Raw genomic sequence first — 13,055 nt, 5'->3', positions numbered from 1 at the left:
AAATATAAAGAGAAAGAAAGAGTGGGAAAAAGGGGATGAAATTATTTCAAACGGTTTGTAAAACGTTTGCAGATTGGGAACGATGGGTGAGCGACTCTCGTTTATATGAGTATGACCAACTAACGATTTTCGTTTCTTCGCTTTCTCCTTCGTTTCGCATGCAAGTCGAACGGTACGTGCAACATCATTTGCCCCAAGCACAACTGCTTCCGATGATTGGGGATGCATCGGAACATGCCATCATTTGTGCCCTCGTTTTTGACGATTATCGAGCAAATATGGACGAGATGCGTCAAAAAATGAAGCTATCTGAACAATATTACCGCTCTTTATTTGAACATAATCCAGACATTGTATATTCCACCGATTTAGAAGGCAATTTCACAAGCGTCAATCCTGCGTTTGAGCGCGTGTTTGGGTATAAGGCAGACGAAATTTTGCATACAAACTCGCTTGATTACATTAAAAAAGAAGATATTCCGCGCGTGCGCCGCTATTTTTATCGCGCGTTAAAAGGAAAGGTGCAACAATACAATTTAGAAATTCCATCGAAATCAGGAGAAGTGTATTTATTACAAATTAAAAATGTTCCGATTATCGTTGACGGAAAAAAGGTTGGCATTTATGGGATCGGACGCGACATTACCGAACAAAAGCGCGCAGAAGAACATATCAAATATATCGCATATCACGATAGCGACACGGGGCTACCGAATCGGCTGCAATTTACAAATATCGTGAAAAACGCAATTGACAAAGCGAAAGAAACAGGCAGTACACTTGCTGTTTTATTTATTGATATGGATCGTTTTAAAATGGTAAACGGTACGATCGGTCATTACGGTGGGGATGAAATATTAAAGCAAATGGCGGAGCGAATAAAAAACATATTGCCATCTGGCGCGCATTTAGGCCGTTTTGGCGGAGATAAGTTTAGCTTATTGTTGACAAAACAAACGGATGTGCAAACGGTCGTTGAATGGGCGAAAAAACTGCTCCAACATATCGCTTCGCCAATTGTGTACGAAGAAAAAGAGTTTTTCTTAACCGCAAGTGTCGGTGTAAGCTTTTATCCAACGGATGGGGTCGATGCGCAGTCGTTATTAAAAAATGCGGATACAGCGGTCAATCGGGCGAAACAAAAAGGCGGCAACAGCGTGAAGTTATACGCCACAAAAATGAACGAACAAGTGATGTATCGCGTCGAGCTTGAACGATATTTGCGAAAAGCGCTCGAAAAACAAGAATGTTTTCTCGTCTATCAGCCGCTTCTTGATTTAATGACGGGAAAAATTATCGGGAGCGAAGCGCTATTGCGCTGGAAACACCCGAAAATCGGATTTGTGTCTCCGCTTGAATTTATTCCGATTGCAGAGGAAATTGGTTTCATTCATGAGCTCGGTCGTTGGGTATTAACAGAAGCGTGCATGCAAACGAAAAAATGGCATGATCTCGGCTTTGATTCGTTAATGATTTCTGTCAACGTCTCAGCGACGCAATTTCAGCATCCGACGTTTTTTGAAGACGTCCAACAAGCGCTGAAGCAGTCGCAGCTTCCCGCTCATTGTTTACATTTAGAACTTACAGAAAGCTCGATGTTACGAAATATGTATTACAGCATTCACGTGATGAAAAAGCTTCAACAGCTTGGTGTGCAAGTGTCTATTGATGATTTTGGCACAGGTTACTCCTCTTTAAGTTATTTAAAAAATTTGCCGATCAATACGTTAAAAATTGATAGGTCGTTCATTTACCAACTCCATCAAGATCGTTCGGACATTGCGATTGTGAAATCAATCATTACGATGGGGCACGGCTTGCGCCTAAAAGTTGTCGCCGAAGGGGTAGAAACGGCTGAGCAAATGAAATTGTTAAAGCGATTAAAATGTCATTATGCGCAAGGGTATGCGATTTTTAAACCGCTTTCTGCGGAACAATTTGAACAACAAGTGTTACAAGGGAACGTGGTCATTCAATAATCGAGTTGGACACCGATCACTTTTTTCCCTGTTTGCAACGTCAGTTCAAAGCGATGTTGTTTTTCGTCAAAATAATGTTGGACGTTGCACATGTCAACCGAGTTATCAAATATTAAAAAATTAACCCCTTTTTCAGCAAACAACATATAGTTATAACAATACAAACAGTCATATACGGAAAAATGCCACTCGTTAACTAAGTGAATAAAATGAAAAAACGCGTGATCGGGTAGCTGAGAAAGCCATTGTTCGTATGCGTGCGGCAACGGCTTTACGTAGCGGAGACGGTCACCGTTTTTTAATGCGTACCGTTCGGTCATATACACGTCCCCATCTTCCCCAAGCCATCCTTTTATCCATTGACCGAAACGGAAAAGTTCGACTTCCTTCGGTAAACTTGTTAATTCATGCGCATCGTCATCTTCATCAAAAAATATCCATTCACCGTTCACTTGTTCAACAACGCCGTATATGTAAGCTCGTTTTTGTGCGCGCAATGATGCAAGGCGATCCATTTATTTCACTCCTTTTTTGTCAATTCCCTTCGTACGCCATTATAGACAACTCATCATTTATATAAACGATGCATAAAATAAAAGCATGCTTCATACTTGTTCACAACAGAAGGGAATGATTGACGTGTGCGGAATTACCGGATGGGTTCATTTTGAGCGTCAGTTGCGCCAAGAAAGAGATGTTGTTCTCAACATGGCCAATACGCTTTCATTTAGAGGACCGGATGATACAAATGTTTGGATGGACGATCATGTCGCATTTGGGCATAAGCGGCTTGTCGTTGTCGACCCAGCAGGCGGCGTCCAGCCGATGACGCGAATAAAAAACGGTTATGCCTATACGATTTGTTATAATGGCGAACTGTATAATACAGAAGATATTCGCAAACAGTTATTGCAAAAAGGATATACGTTTCAAGGGCATTCCGATACAGAAGTGTTGCTTACCGCATACATGGAATGGCGTGAACAATGTGTCGATCATTTAAACGGCATTTTTGCATTTGCGGTTTGGGATGGTGAGCGCCGTCATTTGTTTTTAGCGCGCGATCGTTTAGGAGTGAAGCCGCTCTTTTATCGTCATGAACAAGGAGAGTTTTTATTCGCTTCGGAAATTAAAGCGATTTTAGCGCATCCAAACGTTCGAGCGGAAATTGATCGCGAAAGTTTATGCGAAATTTTAGCGCTCGGTCCGTCACGCACTCCGGGACATGGCGTATTTCGAACGATTCACGAACTGCGCCCGGCTCATGCGATGATCGTGAATAAAGAGGGGATACGGCAATGGCGATACTGGAACGTGAAAAGCGCCCCACACGTTCATTCGTTTGACGAAACAGTCGAGCATATTCGCACGTTGCTTATTGATGCCGTTACGCGCCAACTCGTTTCAGACGTCCCTGTGTGTACGTTTTTATCGGGTGGGGTCGATTCAAGCGCCATTACAGCGATTGCGGCGCAGTCGTTTGAACGAGAAGGAAAAGGACCGCTTCATACGTATTCCATTGATTACGAAGAAAATGAACAATATTTTACTGCGAACGCCTTTCAGCCGAATAGCGATGGTCCTTGGATTAAACAAATGTCTGATGCGTTTCAAACCGTTCATCATACGTGTGTCATTTCGCAACAACAGCTAGCCGACTATTTGACGGAAGCGATGATTGCGCGCGACTTACCGGGGATGGCTGATATTGATTCGTCGCTTCTTTGGTTTTGTCGCCAAATTAAGCAACAGTTTGTTGTGAGTCTATCTGGAGAATGTGCCGACGAAATTTTTGGAGGCTATCCATGGTTCCATAGAAAAGAAGACTTTGAGCGAGACGGATTTCCGTGGATGCGTTCATTGCATGAACGATTCGATCTTCTCAATGAAACGTGGCGTGAAAAACTGCCGCTTCATGAGTATGCCGATATGCGCTATAAAGAAACGCTTCGTGAAGTTCCTCACGCGGACGGAGAAAGCGGAGAAGAAAAACGTCGCCGCGAACTATTTTACTTAAATATGATTTGGTTTATGACGACGCTTTTAGATCGGAAAGACCGAATGAGCATGGCGGCGAGTTTAGAAGTGCGCGTCCCGTTTGCGGACCATCGCCTTGTCGAGTACGTATGGAACATTCCGTGGGAGATGAAAATGCATAACAATCGCGAAAAGGGGATTTTGCGTAAGGCGTTAGAAGGCATGTTGCCTGATGACGTATTGTATCGGAAAAAAAGTCCGTATCCGAAAACGCATCATCCGCGCTATACAGACATCGTAGCGGAACGACTAGAGACCATTTTAGCGAATCGCTCGTCCGTTTTATATGAACTGTTTGATGCAAAGAAGTTAAAGGAATTAGTAGAGACGAAAGGACAGTCGTTTCGCATTCCATGGTTCGGGCAATTGATGTCCGGTCCGCAACTTTTGGCGTATTTTATTCAGTTTCATGAATGGTTTGAGCATTATAACATTCATTTAAAAGAAAACTGAGAAAACCCGAACAACGTCGTCGTTGTTCGGGTTTTTAAGCTGTCGCTTCCTTTTTGACGAACGATTTTGTGCGCCATACGTTTGATTTCCAACGCCAATAGACGAGTAAGCCACGTATCCATTCGTCTGCCGCAAAGGCGAGCCAGATGCCGACTAAACCAAGATCGAATGAAATGCCAAGGAGGTAGGCAAGCGGGATGCTTATTCCCCACATCGAAGCGACGCCGATATAGACAGGAAATTTCACATCGCCAGCAGCACGAAGGGAGTTAATAATCACAAGGTTAAACGAACGACCAGGTTCAAGAAGCATCGTCAGCAAAATGAGCGTCCCGCCTGTTTCAATCATCCATTTATTGCTTGTGAAAATGGAAAACAGTTGATCGGAAAAAAGAGAAAACAAGGCGGCTGCTGTAAACGAAATGATGACGGCGAGCCGCAAACTTTTTAAACAGCGAGCATACGCTTCGTCAAAACGTTGTGCCCCGACGAGATGCCCGACGATAATTTGCGTCCCTTGCCCGATGGCGACGCTAAATAAAAAAATGAACATCATGATGTTTTGTGTATATACTCTCGTCGTTAATGCCTCTGTGCCAAGCATTGTAATAAAATACGTGATGACAAGCTGTGACGTATTGTAAGCGACATGTTCGCCGGCAGATGGAATGCCAATTTTTAATAATTGTTTAACGTAAGCAAATGAAAACGCCTCTTTCGATAACAGTGGGAGAGGATATGGGAGACGTTTCATGATGAGCAAAAATCCAATGACAAGCCCGATCATCCGGCTGATCGTTGTTGACCAAGCGACCCCTTCAACACCTAAAACCGGTAAGCCAAACGGTCCGAACAATACGAAATAGTTGCCAATGATGTTTAATATGTTGACTCCAATCGTAATATTCATCATATCGCGTGTAAACCCGTAGCTGCGCAAAATCGCCCCGAGCGTCATAATGAGCGCTTGCACAAATGAAAAACCACCAACAATCCATAAATAAGCACGCGCATCAGCCATTAGCTCGTTTGGAACGTTCATTACTTGAAGGAGATAATCGCTTCCTATCCAAAGCGCAACGCTTAATACGACGCCAAATAATAAATTTGCCCAAATGGAAGTAGCTCCAATATAGGAAGCTGTTTTTTCATCGTTTGCCCCAGCATATTGTGCAATTAAAATCGATGTTCCTGTTGCGATAAAGCCAAACATGACAACGACCATAAACAATAACTGATTGGCCACCCCGACAGCCGCAACCGCTTCATCTGTGTAGTGACTAAGCATAAACGTATCGGCATTGCCCGTCAACATATGAAGCGTCAATTCAATAAAAATGGGCCAAGTGAGCGCAAATAAAGAAAGCTTTTTTGCCAAACAAGACAACCCCTTTACGATTTCCGACTTGCAAACTGTTTTTATTTTAATGGATTGTTATAATGAAAAAAAGAGAAAAAGACGATAACTTTTGTACATTTCCGACTTCAAGGAGGGCGCTTATGTATATATCGTTTTCCGTTCCGCCGTTTCCCGTTTTCATTAAAGGTGGTGAGGCGGTTTTTCGAAAAGGAATGAAACATTTTCGACGCACGTTTTCGGTATTTGATTTACTGTATGTGCAAAAAGGAACGTTATATATGACGGAACACGAAGAAACGTTTACCGTTCGGGAAGGAGAATACGTCATTTTATGCCCACAGTTTGAACATTATGGGCATGAACCGTGTGGTGAAGATACATATTTTATTTGGATTCATTTTTCAGTGCCACAATACGAGCTTGGTGAAAAACAGCCGTATGGATGGAGCGATATTATTGAACGAGAGGCAACGTATGTCGATTATGCGCAATATCGTTTATTTATTCCACAATACGGAAAGTTGAACAAAGTAGGAATGGAGACGATGTTGCAACATATCGTTCGTGAGCAACAAACACCGGATCATTCGTTGGCGCAACAGCTGTTATTTGCACAATGGATCGTTCAATTGCAAAAACAAACGCTTCATATTCCGACAGCTGCCGAGCATGTATGTAGAGAAGCGATGGAATATATTCATCGTCATTATGATCAATCGTTTGAAATGGAGCATCTTGCTTATGCTCTCCGACTTCATCCTAACTACATTTCACGCTGTATGCAAAAAACGATCGGAATGAGTGCGCTGCAATATGTACATGATTATCGGCTGAAAGTAGCAAAGAAAAAATTAGCCGCAACCAACGAGACGGTCGCGGCGATTGCTAAACAAGTCGGATTTGAGGATGGTGCATATTTTTCGCGTGTATTTAAAAAATTAGAAGGGATGACGCCAAGCGAGTATCGCCGTTTTATACAGCGGGCGTAGGCTGCACAAGTAACATACGAAAGCCGTACGGCTCAATTGTCATCGTTTGTTCAGTTATTTGTTCGTTCGTCCAAAGGTTGATGACCGTTTTGTCTTGAAGTGAAAATGGAACGGTCCATGTAAGCGATGCGTCTGCATTGTTTAACACGCAAACGATCGTTTCATCTTCGTACGTTTTGACGTAAGCGATATGATTCGTTTCATCGTTTGCTTCTAATACATGAAATTCGCCAAAGCGCAAGGCGCGATATTGTTTGCGCAGTGTAATAAGCGTTTGTACGTGCGTAAATAAATCGCGGTCTTGTTTTTCTTTTTCCCATACCATACATTTGCGACAAAGCGGGTCTTGTCCACCAGTTAAGCCGATTTCATCTCCGTAGTAAATGCACGGAGAGCCGCTGAAAGAAAGTTGGAACACGAACATGAGCTTTACTTTTTCTTTTCGTTCGTCGCACGTAGTTAATATGCGCGGCGTATCGTGGCTGCCGAGCAAATTAAAGGCGACTTCGTTTACGTTTTGCGGATAGTTATGCAACATGTTTACGATCGTATGGGCAAATTCGCTTGCTTTTACGTTTTCCTTCGCAAAGTAGTTGAGTGCGCCGTTCGTGAACGGATAGTTCATGACCGCATCAAATTGATCTCCTCTTAGCCATGGCATCGCATCATGCCAAATTTCACCGAGGATGTACACGTCCGGTTTGATCGCTTTCACCGCTTGGCGAAACTCGCGCCAAAATTGATGGTCGACTTCGTTCGCGACATCTAATCGCCAGCCGTCAATGTCAAATTCGCGAATCCAATATGTTGCGACGTCTAGTAAATATTGCTTCACTTTCGGGTTTTCGGTATTTAATTTCGGCATCTCTGGTACAAAAGCAAACGTATCGTAATTTGGAATCGGTTCCGTTTGAAGTGGAAATTCACGAATATGGAACCAATCTTTATACCGTGATTTCTCGCCGTTTTTTAGCACGTCTTGAAACGGGGCGAAATAATAGCCGCTATGGTTAAACACCGCATCAAGCATGACGCGAATGCCTTTTTGATGGCATGCTTCAACGAGCCGTTTAAATGTTTGTTTGTCGCCAAATTGTGGATCGATTTCAAAATAGTCGATCGTGTCGTATTTATGGTTCGATGGCGCTTTGAAAATCGGTGTAAAATAAATGCCGGTAATGCCGAGTTCGACAAGATAGTCTAATCGTTCAATAATGCCTTCGAAATCGCCGCCAAAAAAAGCTCGTCGTTGTCGGATCGATACTTCCCCACGGGAGCGTATTTGGCGGATTTAAACGTGGATTGCCGTTGGCGAAACGCTCAGGGAAAATTTGATACCAGACGGTGTCTTTTACCCAGCTCGGTGCGTCAAATACATCGATGCGATTTAAAAACGGGAAACAAAAATAGTATGCGGTATCGTCTGTTGGCGCTTCTTCGTAAAAACCTTTTTCCGTATATATGAGCATATTGCCTTGAGCATGTAACTCAAAACCGTAGCGCAGGCGGCGATACGGGGGCTGCACAGCGATGAACCAATAATCAAATAAAGCGTCACAACCGCTTTTTTGCATCGGTTGCTTGTCAAATTGCCATGCGCCATCTTCCCATACGTACGGGTCGCCAAATAACAAATAAACGGCATCGACATCGTCTTTTTTTGTCCGCAAACGAATATGTAGCGTTCGTTCGTCGTATGCATAAGCAAACGCATCTTTTGGACGATGGTAAATCGCTTCTTTTAACATGTTTCAATCTCTCCTCTCTATTTATCGCGCAATCGATTGCGCTTTTTCTCACATGCGCCTCCTCTTCTTATTGAACGGTGCACGGAAGCGTAAACAATGCTTATGTCAAGCGTAAAATGAAGCGAATAAAAAAGTCAACATTCATTCAAAAAAAGATAAAAAAAAATAGTTGTCAAAACGGAAAATGATTGTATAATAAAGATAAAGATTGTGCAATCGTTTTCACAAAACGACATAGTGAAAGCGTTTGTATATGTTTGAAAACAGGAGTGGTCGAAATGAAAAAAACGGTATCTATTTTTTCATCGCTGGCATTGCTTGCAGGTGTCATGGCAGGTTGTGGTTCACAAGATGAGGCAAAACCGAAAGAAAATGAAAATGAAGGAAAAACTGAAGTGTCAGAAGATGGCATGCCGCCGAAACCGGAAAAGCTTGTCGTTTGGGAAGACGTGGATCGCGGTGTGGCGTTAGAGCCAGCAATTAAAGCATTCGAAGAAAAGTATGGCATTAAAGTAGAGTACAAAGAAGTTGAAATGGCGACAAAACAGCGCGATCAACTTCGTTTGGACGGCCCAGCAGGAACAGGTCCTGACGTTATTACTGTTCCACACGACCAAATCGGTCAGCTCGTGACAGAAGGATTAATTCGTGAAATTCAAGTCGACCAAGCTGTATTAGATACGTTTACAGAATCTTCTATCGATGCGCAAATGTATGACGGAAAATTGTACGGACTTCCAAAAGTGGTCGAAACACCTGTGTTCATCTACAATAAAAAGTTGATGGACAAAGCGCCAGAGACGATGGATGAGCTATATCAGTTCTCAAAAGAGTTTACAAAAGGAGACAAATACGGTTTCTTAGCGCTTTGGGATAACTTCTATTTTGCGCACGGTGTCATCGCTGGTATGGGCGGCTACGTATTTAAAAACAACAACGGTACGTTAGATCGCAATGACATCGGTTTAAATAACGAAGGTGCAGTAAAAGGGGTAGAATACATTCAAAAATGGTATAAAGAATTGTTCCCGAAAGGTATTATCGGTGAAAACGGCGGTTCAGCGATGGACGGCTTATTCAACGAAGGAAAAGCAGCATCTGTCATGAACGGTCCGTGGGCGTTCCAAGGGATGCGTGATGCAGGCATCGATATCGGTGTCGCACCAATGCCGAAATTGCCAAACGGTGAGCCTGTGAAAACGTTTATGGGTGTAAAAGGATGGCACGTATCTGCGTTCTCTAAACATCCTGAATGGGCAACAAAACTAATTGAGTTTATTACAAACGAAGAAAATGCGAAAAAACGTTTCGAATTAACACGTGAAATTCCGCCTGTGAAGTCGCTCATTAACGATCCGTTAATCGCAGAAGATGAAGGAGCAAAGGCGGTTGCGATCCAATCTCAATACGCGGTTCCAATGCCAAACATTCCTGAAATGGCAGAAGTATGGGGACCAATGGCGACAGCACTTCAACTTGTGGCAAACCAAAAAGCAGAGCCAAAACAAGCGCTTGATGAAGCTGTAAAAACAATTAAAACGAACATTGAAACAAACCATCCAAGCAAGTAAGAAATGAGCGGTACCTCTCTTGTAGAGGTACTGCTTCAACTTTCTTTTATTTGTTTATTTATTCACATTCAAGTGCGCTCCTCGCCATTGTTTAGAAAGGAGACAAAATCAATGGAAACACCAATGTATCAATCGAATCATCGGAAAATCGCCCTCGGTTTATCCATTATTCCGGGATTTGGACAACTGTATAATCGTCAATACGTGAAAGGCGTCGCATTTTTTGTTTTAGCTGCTTCGTTTCTTATTGTTTTTAAAGATTTATTAAATATGGGATGGTGGGGGTTATTTACGCTCGGTGAAGTCATTGGACGTGACCATTCCATTTTCTTGCTTGTTGAAGGAATTTTAGCTGTTATCGTATCTGTTTTTGGGTTAGGATTTTATGCATTCAATTTACGCGATGCCTATAAAAATGGTCAAAAGCGCGATTTAGGGTTGAAAATTAGCTCGTTGCGCGAGCAATATCGTGTGCTCGTTGACAACGGCTTTCCATATTTAATGATTTCACCAGGATTTATTTTACTTGTGTTTGTCGTTATTTTCCCGATTATTTTCGTCGTCTTATTGGCGTTTACAAACTATGATTTATATCATTCACCGCCAGCGAAACTTGTTGACTGGGTCGGGTTTCAAAACTTCATTGACCTAGTGAAGCTCGATCTTTGGCGGAAAACGTTTATTAACGTACTTGCTTGGACGATCGTTTGGACGTTTGGGGCAACAACGTTACAAATTGCGCTCGGTATTTTCTTGGCGATTATTGTCAATCAAAAAGATTTAAAAGGAAAAGCGATCATTCGTACGATTTTCATTTTACCTTGGGCAGTTCCAGCGTTTGTAACGATTCTCGTTTTCTCAGGTATGTTTAACGAATCGTTCGGAGTGATTAATAAAACGATTTTGGCGTCGTTAGGCATCGGACCGATTGAATGGATGACCGATCCGTTTTGGACGAAAGTGGCGTTAATTCTCATTCAAACGTGGCTCGGCTTCCCGTTCGTCTTTGCGATGACGACAGGAGTATTGCAAGCTATTCCGAACGAATTGTATGAGGCGGCGACAGTAGATGGAGCTTCAAGCTGGCAAAAGTTTACGAAAATTACGCTGCCACTTGTGCTATATGCAACAGCACCGATTTTAATTACGCAATATACGTTTAACTTCAATAACTTTACCATCATTTACTTATTTAACGGCGGCGGTCCTGCGGTGTCGGGGCAAAATGCGGGAGCGACTGACATTTTAATTTCGTGGATTTATCGTTTAACGATGACATCCGCCCAATATTCGAAAGCGGCGGCAATTACGTTACTTCTTTCCCTCGCTGTCGTATCAGTAGCGCTATGGCAATTTAGAAGGTATGAGTAAAATGTTTGTGGGAGAAAAAAAGACAGGTTCCTGATTTGGTATAATAAGGAACCTGTCAGATATGTAAGCAAAATAGATGAAAAACGGGCTCTCCTCCTGGTAAGGTAGTAAGTGTGAAAAAAAAATACAACCAAAGAAAGGAGTGGAGCCCATGCAGGATTATATCACAAACGGCTTGACATTAAAAGAGATCGAACAGTCTTTATTTAGACATATGCAAAAACAATATGGTCATCTCCTTCAACAGGTGTTGGAGGAGATCGACCGCACATTGGCAGAACAGAGGGACAAGAAACGATATGCGCTCAAAGATAAGCGGACGATCCGACTCCAAACGCTATTTGGAGAGGTGGAAGTGAAGCGAAACTACTACTTTGACCGTGAAAAAAAGGTGTATACGTCTTTACTCGATGTCTTTCTCCAGTTCGATGGGGCGCATGGAGTGAGTCCGCTATTAGAGGAGACAGCGATTCATCTCGCCGTGACGGGTTCTTCGTATCGACAGGCTGCGCAGTCGCTTGAAAAGCTGGTGGGGTATGCATGTATGAGTCACGAAACGATTCGCCAGTCCATCATCGAGGCAGAGGTGGAAGGGCACCGTGCGATGGAGAAAAAAGGGCGCGTGTTTTTTATCGAAGCAGACGGGTTGTACGTGAAACGTCAACGAAGCCGCATCAAAGGAAAAGAAGAAAAGATCATCACGATTCACCAAGGATGGGAGAAAAACGGGAAACGCGTATCCTTAGTGAATCGACGGTATATGGTTCATCAAACGAATGAACCGATTTGGGAAGCTGTAGAGAATTTTCTGATGAAGGAATACAGCTATGATCCGTTTGAGGATTGGGTGGTCATCAATGGAGATGGAGCCCCATGGATTACAGCGTGTCGAGAATATTTCGGGGACAGGGGGTACTTTCAGCTTGATCGGTTCCATGTGGCAAGAGAGATTCGTCAATTGTTCCGAGGTCATGCGAGATATCGGGTGATTCGAAAGAAGTTAGCATCATGGGATGAAGAAGGTGTGTTACGAGAACTCACAAGTGCCATCGGTACGTTAGAACATGAGGAGAAGGAAAAGCAACTCGAGGCGCTTGTTCGTCGAATCGAGGAGATACCAGGATGTTTACGTGACTATCGCGTATGGTTGAAGGAAAAAGGGATTGACACGACAAACATGAGGGCGATGGGGAGTGCGGAAGGAACGATGCATGTGTTTGCGAAACGAAGTAAAAACGGTCGAAGTTGGAGGGATGCAGGGATTGAAGCGATGTTGCGAGCGATCGTCGCGATAAAAGATACGTTACTCATTCGGACACGCGATGGAGTGATGTATGGCGTGGAAGAACGAGAAGAAACGAAACGAGAAACGATCGTGAAAAAGGCACTGAAGCGCGTGCAAACGCAAATGACAGAAGTGGTACGAGATAACATCCCATACCTTCGCCAATCTTCAGGGACACCGATTTACGAGGCATTGCAAGCATTGAAAGGTTTTTAAAACGAGAGAAAACGCACATACCTACAGGATGAGAGTAAGTAAAAGC

Annotated in this window: 8 protein-coding genes and 1 pseudogene; 6 read left to right on the top strand and 3 right to left on the bottom strand. The window is 43.1% G+C overall.

Translation table 11 applies throughout. The features are described 5' to 3' along the window. The first annotated feature begins 35 nt into the window (after positions 1-35). On the top strand, positions 36-1,979 hold the full coding sequence (locus NST18_RS11400) for a putative bifunctional diguanylate cyclase/phosphodiesterase (RefSeq protein ID WP_004891981.1): 1,944 nt from the start codon (positions 36-38) through the stop codon (positions 1,977-1,979). On the opposite strand, the gene NST18_RS11395 is transcribed toward NST18_RS11400, so the two are convergent. Further along, positions 1,973-2,494 carry a DUF2777 family protein gene (locus NST18_RS11395; RefSeq protein WP_004891979.1) on the bottom strand — a complete coding sequence of 174 codons (522 nt, stop codon included), beginning with the start codon at positions 2,492-2,494 and terminating at the stop codon, positions 1,973-1,975. The genes NST18_RS11400 and NST18_RS11395 overlap by 7 nt on opposite strands. Before the next feature lie 124 nt (positions 2,495-2,618). Here NST18_RS11395 and asnB point away from each other — a divergent pair, with 124 nt between their 5' ends. Further along, positions 2,619-4,469: an asparagine synthase (glutamine-hydrolyzing) gene (asnB, locus tag NST18_RS11390; RefSeq protein WP_004891976.1), complete on the top strand. Its 1,851-nt coding sequence runs from the start codon at positions 2,619-2,621 to the stop codon at positions 4,467-4,469. A 34-nt stretch (positions 4,470-4,503) separates the two neighbouring features. Here the strand turns inward: asnB and NST18_RS11385 are convergent, their stop codons facing one another. Then, entirely contained in the window at positions 4,504-5,847 is a 1,344-nt protein-coding gene (locus tag NST18_RS11385; RefSeq protein WP_080601165.1) for an MATE family efflux transporter, read from the bottom strand. Positions 5,848-5,969: 122 nt separating this feature from the next. On the opposite strand from NST18_RS11385, the gene NST18_RS11380 reads away from it, so the two are divergent. Beyond that, on the top strand, positions 5,970-6,818 hold the full coding sequence (locus tag NST18_RS11380; protein ID WP_004891972.1) for a helix-turn-helix domain-containing protein: 849 nt from the start codon (positions 5,970-5,972) through the stop codon (positions 6,816-6,818). Here the strand turns inward: NST18_RS11380 and NST18_RS11375 are convergent. Continuing rightward, a pseudogene (locus NST18_RS11375) lies at positions 6,802-8,566 on the bottom strand (alpha-glycosidase). The gene NST18_RS11380 and the pseudogene NST18_RS11375 overlap by 17 nt on opposite strands. 278 nt (positions 8,567-8,844) lie before the next feature. Here NST18_RS11375 and NST18_RS11370 point away from each other — a divergent pair. The 3 genes from NST18_RS11370 to NST18_RS11360 all read left to right on the top strand — a co-directional run bounded on the left by NST18_RS11370 (position 8,845) and on the right by NST18_RS11360 (position 13,009). Next, on the top strand, positions 8,845-10,137 hold the full coding sequence (locus NST18_RS11370; protein WP_088223471.1) for an extracellular solute-binding protein: 1,293 nt from the start codon (positions 8,845-8,847) through the stop codon (positions 10,135-10,137). Between the two features lie 111 nt (positions 10,138-10,248). Next, complete coding sequence (locus tag NST18_RS11365) at positions 10,249-11,508, top strand: carbohydrate ABC transporter permease (protein ID WP_340721448.1); 1,260 nt, start codon at positions 10,249-10,251, stop codon at positions 11,506-11,508. 151 nt (positions 11,509-11,659) lie between these two features. Beyond that, on the top strand, positions 11,660-13,009 hold the full coding sequence (locus NST18_RS11360; RefSeq protein ID WP_075039588.1) for an ISLre2 family transposase: 1,350 nt from the start codon (positions 11,660-11,662) through the stop codon (positions 13,007-13,009). Positions 13,010-13,055: the final 46 nt, after the last annotated feature.

This window comes from Anoxybacillus sp. FSL W8-0104, assembly GCF_038004465.1.
GTDB classification, from domain to species: Bacteria; Bacillota; Bacilli; order Bacillales; family Anoxybacillaceae; genus Anoxybacillus; species Anoxybacillus flavithermus_G.
This window is presented reverse-complemented; position numbering and strand designations above follow the sequence as displayed.